This window comes from Dietzia psychralcaliphila, assembly GCF_003096095.1.
Lineage (GTDB): Bacteria > Actinomycetota > Actinomycetes > Mycobacteriales > Mycobacteriaceae > Dietzia > Dietzia psychralcaliphila.
Genome location: NZ_CP015453.1, coordinates 3,738,544 through 3,752,934, shown reverse-complemented (window position 1 = coordinate 3,752,934; position 14,391 = coordinate 3,738,544). Strand labels below are relative to the sequence as shown.

Here is a 14,391-nt window from a genome sequence, read left to right as displayed (position 1 = left end):
GTGGGGGGGTCGGCTCAATCGGAGTCCGGGGCCCGGGTCTTTCGCCGGTGGCTGGTGTCGCACAGCGGGTAGTTCTTGCTGCGCCGACATGTGCACACGGCCACCATGAAGCGGTCCGAACACACCCTGTCGCCGTCCGGGGTCACCAGGTCGACCGGCCCCTCCACGAGCATCGGGCCGCCGGGGACGATCCGCACGACCCGCGCCTCGCGGTCACCTGCGGTCGACACGGACCACCACCAGTTCCTCCACCCGTCGACCGGGTTCGAGCAGACCCGCCGCTTCGAGCCTCTCGGCGTAGGCGAGCATGACGGGGCCGAACTCCACCACCCGGCTGGCGACCTGCCGGGCGTCGAACCCGACCCGATCGAGCCGACTGATGGTCTGCGGCGGATCGGAGAACTCGGAGTGGACGATGAGCATTGTCCCGCCGGGGGCGACGAGGTCGGGGGCCAGTTCACACAGCTCGTCCAGGACCACCCTTCCGTTGGCGCCGGCGTCCCAGGCCCGGTTCGGGCCGGTCCCGCGCAGGGGCTTGTCCGAGGGTACGTAGGGCGGGTTGGACACCACCACGTCGAACGGCCCGGCCCGGCGGGCGTCGGCGAGGGTCCCCACCCTGGCGTCAACCCTGACACCGGCACGCTCGGCGTTGCGGCTCGCGCAGGCGACGGCGGCGGGGGAGATGTCAAAGGCGAGGACCTCCCGCGCACCCTTCAGCGCCGTCTCTATCGCGAGGATCCCGCTGCCTGTACATATGTCGAGGACGCGCTTGCCGGTGACCAGATCGGCGTTGTCCAGCGCCTCGCAGAGCAGCCACGAGTCGGCCTGCGGTGCGTAGACACCGTCGTCGACCTCGATGTGCGCGAACCGTGTCTGGGTCATCGGGCCTCCGGTTGAGGGGTGTCGGATGATGCCAGTCAATCTACGGACCCGGCCGCCTGCAACCGCTAGAACCCTAACGCTGCCAGAACAGCCCGCCGGGCACGTCCCCGCCGCCGGTCAGTCTGCAGGTCAGGACCGTGCCCTCCGGGGCGGTCACGGCGATGCCCTCCTGCATGCAGGGCCGCCCGAGCAGCGCCGGGCCGGTGCCGTCCGGGCCCGATCCCTCCGGCTGCGGCAGCCACAGCGGCCCCGCCCCGCCCGGGTCCTCCAGGCAGAACAGGGGCGATCCGTCGTCGGCCTGGGCGAGCTCCCCGATCAGGTGGCAGGGGCCGCCGGCGCTCACGACGTTGGCGGGCAGCTGCGTCGACATCGGCGGTGCCGGGGCGGCGGGGGCCGCGGACGCCGTGGGGGCCGAGACGGGATCGGCGGTCCCGGTTGCCGGCGAGGTGGACGGGGGTGTCGACGACGACGACGAGGTGGTCGCCTGAGTCGTCGGCGAGGTGGGGGGTGCGGTCTCCCCGTCCCCCGAACACCCGGCGAGCGCGACCCCGGCCGCCATCGCGAGTGCGATGGCGGCCGGGACACGGCGACGCTCCGTGGGTGAGGGCGGGCGGTCCGTCGCGGTGTGGGTCATACGTTCCTGTTCTTCCAGCGGAGGGTCAGGCTCCGATGATGAAGGCCTCGAGCTCGGCGCGGGCCTTGTCGTCGGCCATCTGCTCCGGCGGCGACTTCATGAGGTACGCCGACGCCGGCAGGATCGGTCCGCCGATGCCGCGGTCCTTGGCGATCTTGGCCGCCCGGACGGCGTCGATGATGATGCCGGCCGAGTTGGGCGAGTCCCACACCTCGAGCTTGTACTCGAGGTTGATCGGGGCGTCGCCGAACGCGCGTCCCTCAAGGCGAACGTACGCCCACTTGCGGTCGTCGAGCCACTCCACGTAGTCGGAGGGGCCGATGTGGACGTTGCGGTCGTGGATCTTGTTCTTGAGGGAGCCCTCGAGGTTGGAGGTCACGGCCTGGGTCTTGGAGACCTTCTTGGACTCCAGGCGCTCGCGCTCGAGCATGTTCTTGAAGTCCATGTTGCCGCCCACGTTGAGCTGGTACGTGCGGTCCAGCGCGACGCCGCGGTCCTCGAACAGCTTGGCCATCACGCGGTGCGTGATGGTGGCACCGACCTGCGACTTGATGTCGTCGCCGACGATCGGGACGCCGGCGGCCCGGAACTTCTCGGCCCACACGGGGTCGGAGGCGATGAAGACGGGCAGGGCGTTGACAAAGGCGACGCCCGAGTCGATGCAGCACTGCGCGTAGAACTTGTCGGCCTCCTCGGATCCCACCGGCAGGTAGCTGACCAGCACGTCGACCTCGGCGTCCCGCAGGGCCTGGACCATGTCCACCGGCTCGGCGGAGGACTCCTCGATGGTCTGGCGGTAGTACTTGCCCAGACCGTCGAGGGTGGGGCCACGCTGGACGGTGATGCCGGTCGGCGGCACGTCGCAGAGCTTCAGGGTGTTGTTCTCCGAGGCGTTGATCGCCTCGGCCAGATCCATGCCGACCTTCTTGCCGTCGACGTCGAAGGCGGCGACGAACTCGACATCCCGGACGTGGTAGTCGCCGAACTTGACGTGCATGAGGCCGGGGACGGTCTGGTCGATCGCGGCGTCCTTGTAGAACTCGACGCCCTGCACGAGCGACGACGCGCAGTTGCCGACGCCGACGATCGCGACGCGCACCTTCTGGTCGGTCATTGGGTTTCTCCTTGTGATGGGTTCTCTGTCTGGATGAGTTCGTTGATCCAGCGCAGCTCGCGCTCGCTGGTCTCGAGGCCGAGCAGGGTGAGCTGCCGGGCGTAGCGCAGTTCGGTCGGGCCGGTCCGCGTGGCGGCGTCCCGTTGGCCCTCGCGACGCTCCTCGAGGACCCGCCGCCGGCCCTCGAGGAGTCGCACCCGGGCGGGCCCGGGGGTGCGGTCGAAGAAGGCCAGGTGTACGCCGAAACCGTCGTCGTTGAACGAGGCGGCCCCGGGCTCGTCGAGCAGGGCCGCCAACGTCTCCTTGCCCCCGTCGGTGATGCGGTAGGTCTTGCGACCGCGTCGTGCGGTGGCGGGCGGACGCGTCGCGGTGGCCGCCGTGGCGTCCTCGACGATGTCGCCTTGCTGCCGGAGGCGGCGCAGGGTGGGGTACAGCGAACCGAAGGACACGGTCCGCACGGTGCCCAGCATCTCGGACAGGCGCTTGCGCAGCTCGTAGCCGTGCATGGGCCGCTCATCGAGCAGACCCAGGATCGCCAGTTCGAGCACTGCACCCCTCCTCTCGACGTCTCATGCGTGCGGGTTTCCGCGACGGTCACCGAGAGTACACCGTGTGATGTATCGAGCCGATATACCGGACGGTGCATCGGCGTGACGTGTCGGCGCGCACCTCGCCCCGGTCGTCCACCCGGTCACCCACCCGGTCACCCACCCCGGTCGCCCACGCCGTGCCGGGCCCGGGTCGTAGGCTGGCCACGTGGACCAGGCCGACTCCCGCTTCCCGCGACCCGGCCCCCCGCCGGGGCCGGAGGACCCCACCGGCCGCGACGCGCTCAGGCGTCGACGGGTGGTGGACTTCGCCCTGCGTCGTCGAGGGGTGCTGGCGGACCTCCGCGAGGGCGTGTCGGCTCTGCGCGAGGTGTGCGACGCGGACGTCTACCTCCTGCGTGCGGCAGGTTTCCACGGCGTGGAGACCGAGACCGTGTGCCCCGTGTGCCGCAAGGAGAACCTCACCGAGGTGTCCTGGGTGTTCGGTGACGACCTGGGTTCGGCCTCGGGCTCCGCACGGGGGGCCGACGAGATCGAGCAGCTGGCGCTGACCCACGACGCGTTCACCGTCCACGTGGTGGAGGTGTGCCGGAGTTGCTCGTGGAACCACCTGGTGGAGTCCCATGAAGTGGGTCTCGCCTCCGGGGAGGGCAGGCGCGTGCGTCGGGCGGCCCGGGAGCTGCGCCGGCGCCGCTAGATCGCGACCGTCCACACCGCTGGGAGGGGTCCCGGGAGTGCCCGGACGGGTGCGTGAGTTCCGAGTGGAGCGCGATTTCGTACACAATGGATCCCAAAGCACCGTCATCGGGGGTCGCCCGTACCGGTCGGAGCTGCTCGCAGGAGGGTAGAAGATGTCGCAAACTGACAGGACGCGTGGGAGATCTGACGGGGATCGGGACGACTCCTCGCCCCGGCGCGGCTGGTTCCGACGTCACCCGGTCTGGACCACTCTGATCCTCCTCGTCGTCGTCGTCCTGGTGATCCCGCTGGCGATCGTCGGGGTGACGTACAGCCGCACCGAGATCCCCCGCCCCGGCAGCGTGGCCACCAACCAGATCTCCGAGATCTACACCAACGACGGCTCGACCATGATCGGGCGGATCGTCCCACCGGAGGGCAACCGCACCCTGGTGGAGGTCGACGCGATCCCCGTGCACGTGCGCAACGCCGTCATCGCCGCCGAGGACCGCAGCTTCTACACCAACGAGGGCTACGACCCCACGGGCATCGGACGCGCGGTGATCGGGCAGGTCACCGGAGAGTCCAGCGCCGGCGGCGGCTCGACGATCACGCAGCAGTACGTCAAGAACACCATGGTCGGCGACGCTCCCACCTACGAGCGCAAGGCCAAAGAGATCATCATCGCGGCCAAGATGACCAACGAGTGGTCCAAGGACCAGATCCTCGGGGCCTACCTCAACACCATCTACTTCGGCCGCGGCGCCTACGGGATCGCCGCCGCCTCCACCGCCTACTTCAACAAGCCGGTGGAGAACCTCACCGTGGAGGAGGGCGCGCTGCTCGCGGGGGTCATCCAGTCGCCGTCCGCACTGGACCCGCTGAGCAACGCCGCCGCCTCCGAGGGCCGCTGGAACTACGTCATGGACGGCATGCGGGACATGGGTGCCATCGACGCCCAGCAGCGCGGGATGGCGGTGTTCCCCCAGGTGGTGGAGGACCCCCAGGCGGTGGACCAGAACGTGGGCGACCCCACCAACGGCGCGATCCGTCGCCAGGTGCTGGCGGAGCTGGCGATGGCCGACATCGACGAGCAGATGCTCAACACCCGCGGGTTGAAGATCACCACCACCATCGACCCCACCACCCAGAACGCGGTGGTCGAGGCCGCCCGGGGCAACATGCAGGGGGAGCGGCCGGAGAACCGGGCCGCGGTGGTCTCCATCAACCCCCGCACGGGCGGGGTGATCGGCTACTACGGCGGCGAGGACGCCGAGGGCTGGGACTACGCCAACGCCCCGCTGCAGACCGGCTCCACGTTCAAGATCTTCGGCGTGGCCGCCGCCCTCGAGCAGGGGATAGGGCTGGGCACCCAGATCTCCTCCGCGCCCGTGACCACAGGAAACGTCACCGTCACCAACGTCGACGGCCAGTCCTGCGGATCGTGCTCGGTCGCGCTGGCGCTCAAGATGTCCCTCAACACCTCGTTCATCCGCCTGCAGCGGATGTTGGAGAACGGGGCCAACGACGTCCGTGACATGGCCCACCGGGCCGGCGTCGCCAAGGAGATCCCCGGCCTGCCGTGGGAGACGCTCAGCGAGTCGGGCGAGGACCCCTACGACGGCCTGATCCTGGGGCAGTACCCGATCCGGGTCCGCGACATGGCCACGGGCCTGGCCACCTTCGCCGCCGAGGGTGTCCACCGGCCGACCCACTTCATCGAGAAGGTCGAGACGGCCGACGGCGAGGTCCTGCTGGACAACTCGTCGCCCGAGGGCGAGGAGGTGGTGGACGCCGACGTGGCCAACAACCTCACCTCGGCGATGGAGCCGATCGCCGCCTACTCCAACGGCAAGGCACTGGCGGGCGGCCGGCCCTCCGCCGCCAAGTCCGGGACCACCCAGCTCGGCGACACCGGGTACAACAAGGACGCCTGGTTCGTGGGCTACACCCCGTCCATCGCCACGGCGGTGTGGGTGGGAACCGACGACAACGAGCCGCTGCTCAACGCGTGGGGCGGGACGATGTACGGGTCCGCGGTCCCGGCGGACATCTGGAAGTCGGCGATGGACGGGGCGCTGTCCGGTACCGACTGGGAGAGCTTCCCGACACCCGGGTACATCGGTGGACAGGCCGGCGCATCCCAGTGGGAGTCCTCCGGCACCGGGACGGGGACGGGGAACACCGGTGGGACGGGCAGCGCCCAGCAGGCCGTTCCGCAGCCCAGCGTCGCTCCCGCCCCCGCGGAGCCCGCTCCCGCGCCGGGGGCGCCGGGTCCGCTCACGCTCAACGTCCCGGGTCTGCCCGAGATCGTCATCCCGGGGGCCGGTGCTCCGGCACCCGCGCCCGCACCGGCCCCCGCTCCCGAGCCGGCTCCGGTTCCCGGTGGCGGAGGGAACGGCGGAGGCACAGGCGGAGGAAACGGCGGAGGCGCCGGCGGAGGGGCGGACGACCCGGGAGACGGCGGGGCCTGACCCGTTTACGGTGCACTAGGGTGTGGTCGTGCAGAGCAACGGCCACCTCTCCCCGCTGCCGCTCGACAGGGACCTCCGATCGCTCGGGCCGCGGGACCGGGTGCGCCCCGGGGACGGGGCCGGCGGGTCCGTGCTGGACGCGTGGGGCGGGCCGGTCGGGACGCACGCGGCCGTAGGTCGTCAGCGGTTCTGGACACCACTTCGCGTGATCATGATGGTCACGGTCGTGTTCCTGGCCCTCGGGTTCTTCTCCAAGGCCGCGTGTCTGGTGACCACCTCCCCCACCGACGGTTCCGCGCCGGGACTCAACTGGACCGGCCAGCAGTACTACAAGGCCTGCTACGCCGACCCGCTCCCGCTGTACGCGGTGCAGGGCCTGGCCTCCGGGGAACTCCCGTACCGGTACATGTGGGTCGGCGACGACGGTGGCGCCCGCTACATGGAGTACCCGGTGGTGTCCGGGATGTTCCAGTACGCCATCGCCCAGGCAGCCAAGGCCTGGCACGCGATCGCCCCCGGCGGGCCCATCGAGGTGGTCAAGTACTTCGTGCTCGGGTGCGTGATCCTGGCGTTCCTGTGGATGGTCGCGGTATGGGCCACCTACCTGTCGGCGGGGCGCAGGCCGTGGGACACGCTGCTCATGGCGGCCAGCCCGCTGATCATCTTCCAGGCGTTCACCAACTACGACCTGATGGCGGTCGCGTTCGCGTCCGTCGCACTGCTGCTGTGGGCACGCAGCAGACCCGTCTGGGCGGGGGTCGTCCTGGGGATCGGCGTGGCCGCCAAGCTCTACCCGCTGTTCCTCTTCGGCGCGCTGCTGGTGGTGGCCATCCGCCGGAGGCGCTTCGTGGACCTGGGCAAGGCCGCCGGGGCCGCGGTGGCGGCGTGGCTGGCGGTCAACCTGCCGATCATGATCCCGTTCCCGGAGGGGTGGAGCGAGTTTTTCCGACTCAACTCGGACCGGCCCGCCAACCCGGAGAGCATCTACGCCGTCATCGGGACCCTCACGGGCTGGGAGGGCTTCGACGCCGGACTCGCCGCGGGCGAGGCGCCGGCCACCCTCAACACGGTGTCCCTGGTCCTGTTCGCCCTGGGCTGCGTGGCCGTGCTCGTGATAGGTCTCACCGCCGCCACGACCCCACGGATCGCGCAGCTGGCGTTCCTCATCGTGGCGGTCTTCCTGCTCACCAACAAGGTGTGGAGTCCGCAGTACTCGCTGTGGCTGGTCCCGCTGGCGGTGCTCGCGGTCCCGAGGGCGAAGCTTCTGGTGCCGTGGATGGTGTTCGACGCCCTGCTGTGGGTGGCACACATGTCGTACTTCCACGGCGTGGCCAACAAGGGCATCGGGCCGGAGCTGTTCCACCCGCTGGTCCTGGTCCGAGACCTGATGGTGGTGGCGATCTGTGTGGTGGTGATCCGCGAGATCTACCGGCCGCACCTGGACCTGGTCCGGATGGCCCACCAGGGCACACCCGAGGGGCCCGATCCACTGGCCGGGGTGCTCGCGGACCCCGGGGAACCGCTGGTCGGACCCCCGGCCGACGACGACCACGACGACGAGGCCCGCGGGGTCCGTCAGACGGAGGACACCACCGGATGAGCACCAGCGCGATGATCTGGATGTTCGTGTGCATCCTCATCGGATTCGTCTGCATGGTCACCGCCGCCGGCGGGCACCGCGCGGGCTGGCGCCAACCCGTGTGGATCTCCTGGACCGTGGCGGCGTTCCTCTTCCTGACCGTGGTGCCCGTGGTCCTGGCGTTGACGATCGGCCTGCGGCACGGCTGAGGCGGTTCAGCCGCACAGATCGAAAGGCTGGGTGTCCGGGAAGTGCCGTGCCCATTCCTCGCTCGTGAGCTGCACCCCGCCGGCGCACGCGTCGTCGATGATCCGGTCCACGTCGAGCCGCCACATCCAGATGGCCCCCTCCACCCCGACGGCCAACAGATCTCCCGCGGGAGAGGCGGTCCGCGCCTGGTAGAGCAGGGGGTCGGTGGTGGAGCCGAGGACGGCCCACGGCCCGGGCGAGGTGGGGTCGGAGATGTCGACGACGGAGACCTGCCCGGTGCTCGAGGTGAGCACGAGCCGGGCGTCGTCCGCGGAGAACGCCGCCCAGTAGATCTCCCCGGGAGGGGCGATGAACGAGGACAGCTCCCGGGGGTCCGTCGCGTCGGCCACGTCCCACAGCCGCACGGTCTTGTCGCCTCCGGAGGTGACGAGCAGCGGCGCGCCGTGGGCGTACCCCGCCGACGGTGAGCCGCCGATTCCTGTGGTCAGCCGGTGCGCGATCGAGGGCCGGTCCGGGTCGGTGGTGTCGATGATCACCGTCTCCGGCCCGAGGGTGGGCACGACGAGCTGCCGGGAGTCCGCGGAGAACTCGGCCACCACGCACGGGTCGGGGAGCGGGACGGTCACGCGCATGCTCGGGCGCGTCGGATCGCCCACGTCGACCAGCCCGAGCTCCGGGCTGGTGTCGCTGCAGACCGCCAGCGTGCGACCGTCAGGACTGAGCGGGGTGGCCACCACGACCCCGGAGGTGACGGCCAGGCTCGCGGTCGACCGGGTCGCGGGTCCGAAGGGCGCGGTGAACACCTGGACGCCACCGTCCGCGAGTCCGGAGTAGACCACCCGGCCGTCAGGCGACATGGCGACCGATCCGCTGAACCTGGTCTCGGGATCGGGTATGACCCGACCGGTCTCCACGGGCACGGACCCCGTGGTGTCGACGACGGTGTGGTGCAGTTCGGCGGCGGTCACGCCGAGCACCCCGGTCGTCCGGTCCGCGGCGGAGGCGGTCTGGAAGATCGAGTTGGACTCGGAGGCCGCTCCCAGGCGGTCGAGCGGCCAGAGCCGGACGAGGCCGTCGACGGAGTAGGTGACCAGGTGGTGCGCTCCCATGAATCGGGCACCGGTGGCGACCTGCGATGCCGGGAGCTCGGTGAGCATCGCACCGGCGGGGCCGTAGACGCGGACCCTCTCGTCGGAGCCCGCGGCCGCGAGTCGACCACGGTCATCGTAGGAGACGTCGTTGACGTAGGCGTTCCAGCCGTCGAGCGGGGGCAGGGGGCGGGCCCCGCCGAGGTCGCCGTCCCCGATCGCCCAGCGCTGGACGGATCGGTCGGTGGTGCCCGCGGCGATCCGGGTGCCGTCCCGGTTCACGGCCAGGGAGAGCGGGATCGCGACCGGGCCGGTGTCGATGGCCGGGCCACGCCGCCCGGTCCCCTCGGCCGCCGCGTCGAGGATCGTCTTGATCCCCGAGGTCCGGTTCGTCACGAGCAGGGTGGAGGAGTCGGGCAGCCACGCCAGCGCCTCCACCGGCTTGGGGGTCTCCGAGCCGGCGTCGGGTGTGGCCGTCCGGGCGCGGAGATCGGTCACGGTGGGCAATCCGCCCCGATCCCCGAGCGGCCAGCGCAGGACCCGGCCGTCGTGTGACCCGGCCGCGAGGGTTCGCCCGTCGGGGGAGAAGGCCACGGAGTGGAACGCCGTGGTGTCGGGTTCCAGGGTGGAGAGCGCGACGGGTGCCGAGGTGTCGCGGGCGTCGACGAGGTGTACCCCGCCCTGACCGGCGACGGCGAGGACCGCCCCGTCCGGCGACAGTTCGACGGCGTAGAGCTCGTGCCTCTCGCCCGAGGTGAGGCCCAGTGAGGCGAGTGGCGGGCCGCCTCCCTCCCGGAAGAACCTGAGTGTGCCGTCGGAACCGGCGGTGGCGAAGTCCGCGGTGCCCGGGAGGGCCACGACCCGCCCGCTCCCGGGGGCGGCCTCGTAGCGGAGCGGGACGTCGGCCCTGCTGGTGTTGAGCAGAGCCGACCGCGCCTCGGTGGTGGGATGGATCCGGTACGCGGCCAACGCGAGCGCACGCCCGAGGGCGGGGTCTCGGGTGAACGCGGTGGTCGAGGACACCGACCCGGAGCGGGACAGCGCGGAGTCGCGGGTCTCCTGGGCGGTCGCGGTGGCGCGGAGCGCGAATCCGCTGGCCACGAGGGCCAGGACGGTGACCACCGCCAGCGACCCGGCGAGCATGGTGAGCGTGCGGATCCGATTGCGGTCCCGCCGCGTCACGGCCTCGTGATGGGCGGCCGCGGCCTCCAGGAAGTCCAGCTCGGAGGGCGCGAGGTGCACGCCGGAGCCTTCGCTCCGGTCGCGCCACAGTACGAGGTCGGCGGTCACGGAGGCAGGCGGGAGGGCGCCGTCGTCGCGTCCGCTGTCCTCCCAGTCGGCGGCTCCGGATCGCACCCGGCCCAGGATGCGCAACCCCTCCCGGTCGGAGTCGATCCAGTCGACCAGTCGGGGCCAGGAGGAGAAGACGACCTCGTGGGTGGGGGTGACCGCCTCGCCGTCGACGGTGAGGAGCCCCACGTCGGCGAAGGGCGCGGCGACGGCGAGGAGTTCCTCCGAGAGCTCGGCGAGCGGGGCGCGGCGACGGACCGTCCGGGCGGATCGGACGTCGACCAATCGGAGGAAGAGTCCTCGGCAGTCCCTGCGCCCGGCCGGGCTCAGCTGCTGGTAGACGGCTTCGGCGGTGGCCCGGATCGCGCCTTCGGTGCCGCCCGTGGAGTAGTAGTCGTCAACAGTGATGCGCCGCCGCCGACTCCGTTCCCAGCAGACCAGGAGGACGTGGGACAGCAGGGGCAGCAGCGACCGCTCGTCGCCGGCGCCGTCCGCCGGGGCCACGGTGTCGAGTAGCAGGGTCACGAGCGAGGGCTCGACGGTGTACCCGAGCGACCGGGCCGGTTGGACGATGATCTCCGCCAGCGACTCCCTGCTCGGCGGGCCTATCACCACGGGGTCGTCGAGGGCCTCCCGCAGGACCGGTTCGGTGAGCGCGGGTTGGAAGAAGTCGGCGCGCAGGGCGGCGACCGTCGGTAGGCCGCCTGCCGCCCGCCGTGCCAGGAGGTCCAGGACCTCGGCCCGCCGGGCGTCCCCGACGTCAGCGGCCCAGAGTTCCTCGAGCTGGTCGACGATCAGGTAGTCGGCTGACCCGGCCAGCTCGGCATCCACCTCGTCCGGTCGCGCGATCGCCACCGACGAGTCGTCGTCGGCCCATCGCGGCGCGACACCCGCGGCGAGGAGCGAGGACTTCCCCGACCCCGAGGCCCCCACCACGATCAGGGGCCGCGTGCGTCCCTCGGCGACCCGGCGCAGGACCAGGTCGATCTCGGAGGCTCGACCGTGGAAGAGGGGCGCGTCGAGGGCGATGTACGGACGGAGACCCACATAGGGGCTGTCGGACCCGGCCGGCCGGGGAGCCGCGGAACGCCCGGGGACCACCGTGCGTCCGGGGGCGGCTCCGGTCGACGCCCCCTCCCCGGGGCCCCGCCCGGGCCCCGGCTCGCCGGTGAGATGACCGGGGGGATAGCCAACTCGATCACCGGGGCGATCACCGGAGCGATCGACGGGGCGGTCGCCGTTGGTCCCGCCGCGTCCGAGACGCCGGGGTCCGGGGCGGGAGCGGACCCGTTCGACGGCCGCCCGCCACTCGTCGGCGTCGTCGGCCGCACCGAGTAGGTCGAGGACGGTGACGAGGGTGGTCTCACTCGACCTCGTGGGGACGTGCTGACCGGAGAACCAGCCGGAGGCGGTACCCAGGGTGAGGGCCGGGACCTGCCTGACCACATCCCGCACCGACAGTCCGGCGGCCACGCGGAGGGTGGTGAGGGCCGCGCCGAGTTCCTCGCGGGTACGAACCTGAGAGAGGTCTGAAGGCGGGCCGGGCGGGTGCGAGGGTCCGGAGTGAGTGTTCACGGTAAACATCGTACGGTCGGCCTCGGGCGGACCGAGGCCGTTTTATGCGGCGTGCGCAGCGGATTCGTCTGAACGTACGACACTCTCGTACGGACTTGTACGGACATCTCGCCGTCGGGTGACCTGGTGGCTGGTCGCCAGCACTATGAGGTCACTCTCACCTGACGGAGGACTTCGTGACTGCCACACTGCCTTTCAAGCCCACCCGGGAAGCCACTCGCCGGTCCCCTGGCCAACCCGCTCGACAGGCTGAGCCCCGCCCCGAGCTCAGCGATCGTGAGGTCGAGGTGCTCATCGCCTGGCTCGCCTCGGACAGTAAACGGGAGGTCACGGAGCGCCTCTTCCTCGCGGACTCCACCGTCAGCACCTACATCCAGCGCGTGCGCTCGAAGTACGACGCGGTGGGGCGGCCGGCCAGGACGAAGGTGCGGTTACTGGTGCGCGCGGTCGAGGACGGGTACATCGAGCTCGATGACCTCTAGTCCGGTCCGGCGGTCGGGCTCCGGCGGGATTTCGTTCGCCGAGCTCAAGCGGGGTAGCCTTAGCGGGTTGCTGACGCAACGACCCTCCTGCCACGGAAATTCCGTGGCCGAATCTGTAGTCCACAGGAGGTGATGAGGTCCCATGCGTCAATACGAAGTGATGGTCATCCTCGATCCGAGTCTCGACGAGCGCACCGTGGCGCCGTCGCTGGACACGTTCCTCAACGTGATCCGGCAAGAGGGCGGTTCGGTCGACAAGGTCGATGTCTGGGGAAAGCGCCGCTTTGCCTACGAGATCAACAAGCAGACCGAGGGCATCTACGCCGTCGTGCAGATCAAGTCCGAGCCGGACGCGGTCAAGGAGCTGGATCGTCAGCTCGGTCTGAACGAGAACGTGCTCCGCACCAAGGTGCTCCGCGCCGACAAGTGACCCGGGCTCTCCGGCTCGCCCGCTAATCTGGGCGTGGTCGGTCGAGCGCCGATCACATCCACCTGAGCATCAACACGGAGGACAAGCGCATGGCACAGGGCGACACCCCCATCACCGTGGTCGGGAACATCGTCGCGGACCCCGAGTTGCGGTTCACGCCGTCGGGTGCCGCGGTGGCGAACTTCCGGATCGCCTCGACGCCACGCCGCTTCAACTCCCAGACCAACCAGTGGGAGGACGGCGAAGGCCTGTTCCTCACCTGCAACGTGTGGCGTCAGGCTGCCGAGAACGTGGCGGAGTCCCTGCAGAAGGGGATGCGCGTCGTCGTGAACGGTCGCCTGCGCCAACGGTCGTACGAGACCCGTGAGGGCGAGAAGCGCACGGTGTACGAGGTGGAGGTCGACGAGGTCGGCCCGTCGCTCAAGTACGCCACGGCCAAGGTCACCCGCACCAACCGCGAGGGCGGCGGGGGCGGTTTCCAGGGTGGTGGCCAGCAGGGCGGCGGCCAACAGGGCGGCGGATTCCAGTCCGGCGGCCAGCCGCAGGGTGGTTTCGGTGGCGGCCAGGGCGGCGGCCAGCAGAACGACGATCCGTGGGGCAGCGCTCCCCGGGCCGGCGGTTCCGGTGGCTTCGGCGGCATGGACGACGAGCCCCCGTTCTGATCCCAGGGTCTTTTCCCTCGGGGCGCACGATGCGCCCCACCCCATAAGCATGAGACATGACCTCGCGAGAGTCCGGCCCCGGTCGGCTCGTCGGAGGAAAGAAAGGTAGACGGATCATGAAGCTGATCCTCACCGCCGACGTCGACAAGCTCGGAGCTCCGGGCGACATCGTCGAGGTCAAGGGCGGATACGGTCGTAACTTCCTGCTCCCGCGCGGGCTGGCCATCGTGGCCACCCCGGGCGCCGAGCGCCAGATCGAGTCGATCAAGCGGGTCCAGGAGGCCCGTGAGGTGCGCGACTCGGACCACGCCAACGAGCTCAAGCAGAAGCTCGAGTCGCTCGCCGACGTCAAGGTCGCGGTCAAGACCTCCGACACCGGCAAGCTGTTCGGCTCGGTCACCGCGGGCGATGTCGCCTCCGCGATCAAGTCCGCCGGGGGGCCGGCGCTCGACAAGCGCGCCGTCCACATGCCCAAGGAGCACATCAAGTCGACCGGCGCCCAGAGCGTCGTCGTCGAGCTCGGGCATGACACGACCGCCAAGGTCGCGTTCGAGGTCGTCCCCGCCTGATCTTCCACGTAGGGCCCCGGTCGTCGTCTCCGACGGCCGGGGCCCTCGTCGTGGGAGCGACGTGGTTGTGTACTGCCTGTGGATAACCCCGACGGCAAAATACAACGGTGTCGGTTCCGATATCAATAATGTTCATCTTTCGTTACCTATTGCGTCGTTGAACCGAGCGTGATACA

The 14,391-nt window shown here is 70.6% G+C and carries 13 protein-coding genes and 1 pseudogene; 8 read left to right on the top strand and 6 right to left on the bottom strand.

What is annotated here, in order from left to right:
• Positions 1–14: 14 nt before the first annotated feature.
• The 5 genes from A6048_RS17415 to A6048_RS17395 all read right to left on the bottom strand — a co-directional run bounded on the left by A6048_RS17415 (position 15) and on the right by A6048_RS17395 (position 3,178).
• Positions 15–230 (bottom strand): CDGSH iron-sulfur domain-containing protein, encoded by a 216-nt coding sequence (locus A6048_RS17415; protein ID WP_235027409.1) that lies wholly within the window; start codon positions 228–230, stop codon positions 15–17.
• Complete coding sequence (locus tag A6048_RS17410; protein ID WP_107747076.1) at positions 214–882, bottom strand: HemK2/MTQ2 family protein methyltransferase; 669 nt, start codon at positions 880–882, stop codon at positions 214–216. The genes A6048_RS17415 and A6048_RS17410 overlap by 17 nt, the downstream gene beginning before the upstream one ends.
• Positions 883–955: 73 nt before the next feature.
• Positions 956–1,516, bottom strand: coding sequence for a hypothetical protein (locus tag A6048_RS17405; protein WP_107747075.1), 561 nt, complete (start codon positions 1,514–1,516; stop codon positions 956–958).
• 25 nt (positions 1,517–1,541) lie between these two features.
• Complete coding sequence (locus A6048_RS17400; protein WP_107747074.1) at positions 1,542–2,630, bottom strand: inositol-3-phosphate synthase; 1,089 nt, start codon at positions 2,628–2,630, stop codon at positions 1,542–1,544.
• Entirely contained in the window at positions 2,627–3,178 is a 552-nt protein-coding gene (locus A6048_RS17395; RefSeq protein ID WP_107747073.1) for a PadR family transcriptional regulator, read from the bottom strand. The genes A6048_RS17400 and A6048_RS17395 overlap by 4 nt, the downstream gene beginning before the upstream one ends.
• 298 nt (positions 3,179–3,476) lie before the next feature.
• On the opposite strand from A6048_RS17395, the gene A6048_RS17390 reads away from it, so the two are divergent.
• From A6048_RS17390 to A6048_RS17375, 4 genes are all read left to right on the top strand, one after another.
• Positions 3,477–3,875 carry a DUF5318 family protein gene (locus tag A6048_RS17390; protein ID WP_107747072.1) on the top strand — a complete coding sequence of 133 codons (399 nt, stop codon included), beginning with the start codon at positions 3,477–3,479 and terminating at the stop codon, positions 3,873–3,875.
• 154 nt (positions 3,876–4,029) lie between these two features.
• Positions 4,030–6,330, top strand: a complete 2,301-nt coding sequence (locus A6048_RS17385; protein WP_107747071.1) for a transglycosylase domain-containing protein — start codon at positions 4,030–4,032, stop codon at positions 6,328–6,330.
• A gap of 28 nt (positions 6,331–6,358) precedes the next feature.
• Positions 6,359–7,930 (top strand): glycosyltransferase family 87 protein, encoded by a 1,572-nt coding sequence (locus tag A6048_RS17380; protein WP_244911029.1) that lies wholly within the window; start codon positions 6,359–6,361, stop codon positions 7,928–7,930.
• Entirely contained in the window at positions 7,927–8,118 is a 192-nt protein-coding gene (locus tag A6048_RS17375) for a hypothetical protein (RefSeq protein ID WP_107747069.1), read from the top strand. Before A6048_RS17380 ends, A6048_RS17375 begins: the two co-directional genes overlap by 4 nt.
• Before the next feature lie 1,629 nt (positions 8,119–9,747).
• On the opposite strand, the pseudogene A6048_RS18895 reads toward A6048_RS17375, so the two are convergent.
• Positions 9,748–12,081, bottom strand: a pseudogene (locus A6048_RS18895) (NACHT and WD repeat domain-containing protein); the annotation flags it as partial.
• A gap of 167 nt (positions 12,082–12,248) precedes the next feature.
• On the opposite strand from A6048_RS18895, the gene A6048_RS17365 reads away from it, so the two are divergent.
• The 4 genes from A6048_RS17365 to rplI all read left to right on the top strand — a co-directional run bounded on the left by A6048_RS17365 (position 12,249) and on the right by rplI (position 14,215).
• A complete protein-coding gene (locus A6048_RS17365; protein WP_235027607.1) occupies positions 12,249–12,554 on the top strand; it encodes a LuxR C-terminal-related transcriptional regulator in 306 nt (101 codons plus the stop codon).
• A 142-nt stretch (positions 12,555–12,696) separates the two neighbouring features.
• A complete protein-coding gene (gene rpsF, locus A6048_RS17360; RefSeq protein ID WP_107747067.1) occupies positions 12,697–12,984 on the top strand; it encodes a 30S ribosomal protein S6 in 288 nt (95 codons plus the stop codon).
• A gap of 89 nt (positions 12,985–13,073) precedes the next feature.
• Positions 13,074–13,646, top strand: a complete 573-nt coding sequence (locus tag A6048_RS17355; RefSeq protein WP_107747066.1) for a single-stranded DNA-binding protein — start codon at positions 13,074–13,076, stop codon at positions 13,644–13,646.
• Positions 13,647–13,762: 116 nt separating this feature from the next.
• The gene (gene rplI, locus A6048_RS17350; protein WP_107747065.1) at positions 13,763–14,215 is read left to right on the top strand and encodes a 50S ribosomal protein L9; all 453 of its coding nucleotides are present in this window, start codon (positions 13,763–13,765) and stop codon (positions 14,213–14,215) included.
• Positions 14,216–14,391 lie beyond the last annotated feature (176 nt).